The 1,188-nt window shown below is 38.7% G+C and carries 1 protein-coding gene; it reads left to right on the top strand.

Translation table 11 applies throughout. The annotated features are described in order from the left end of the window. Positions 1-112 precede the first annotated feature (112 nt). A partial coding sequence (locus tag RM545_RS17425; protein WP_311496560.1) for an IS1634 family transposase occupies positions 113-1,188 on the top strand: 1,076 nt, incomplete at its 3' end.

The raw sequence follows: 1,188 nt of genomic DNA, 5'->3' as shown, positions 1-1,188 counted from the left end.
CTGACTTCCGTACTTTTTTTAGCGCAAAGACATAACTATCATATTATTAATCAATTAAGATTTTAAAATTGGAATTTAGGGTGTCCTGAGGTGTTTTTTGGTAATTTTGAGGATGTTTGTTCGAAAAAAGAAAAATCCAAGCGGAAAAATAAGTGTTCAGGTTATTGATAAATCTTCGGGCAAGTATCGTGTTGTACATACCGCAGGCCATAGTGCTTATAAAGAAGAAATAAATACTCTGGTTAAAACTGCTAAATCCTGGATTACCAATAGACAAAGCACCTTAGAGCTGGATTTTTCAAATGAAAAAGAACAGATGGAGGTAATGCTTAATTCCATTACCGAATTAAAGCGTGTAGGTTATGACCTGTTGCTAGGAAGCATATTCGATGAAATTGGCTTCAATCAAATCAAGGATGAATTGTTCAGGGACTTAGTTATCGCCAGGATCGCCTTTCCTAAAAGCAAGCTTAAGACCAAGGACTACCTGTACCGGTTTAAACAAGTCCATTACGATGAGGATCAGATCTATCGGTACCTTGACAAGCTTCACGACAAACAAAAAGAGCTGACACAACAGATCAGTTATGAACATACCCGAAAGATCCTTAATCAAGATATTAGTGTGGTATTTTATGATGTGACCACGTTGTATTTTGAAATTGATCAGGAAGATGAATTGCGAAAGACAGGTTTTTCCAAGGAAGGCAAACATCAGAACCCGCAGATTGTCTTAGGGCTACTGGTCAGTAAACATGGGTACCCGCTGGCCTATGAAATTTTTGAAGGCAACAAGTTCGAAGGACATACCATGCTTCCGGTGGTGGATGCCTTCAAAGTGAAATACAACCTGGACAAACTCATCATTATTGCTGATAGCGGCCTACTCTCCCGAAGCAATATTGATAACCTTCAAGATAAGGGCTATGAATTTATACTGGGGGCTAGGATTAAAAATGAAACCAAGCCTGTAAAGGACAAAATACTGGCACTTGATTTAAACCATGGAGAGAGTGCTGTCATCAATAAAGGAGCCTTAAAGCTCATTATCACCTATTCGGATGATCGGGCCAGGAAAGATCGTTACAACAGAGAAAAAGGCCTGAGAAGACTGGAAAAACAAATACGAAGAGGAAAGCTTACCAAATCCAACATCAACAACAGAGGCTATAATAAATTCCTGAAACT

It is taken from the genome of Autumnicola lenta, from assembly GCF_031846515.1.
In the GTDB taxonomy this organism is placed as follows: domain Bacteria; phylum Bacteroidota; class Bacteroidia; order Flavobacteriales; family Flavobacteriaceae; genus Autumnicola; species Autumnicola lenta.
This window is presented reverse-complemented; position numbering and strand designations above follow the sequence as displayed.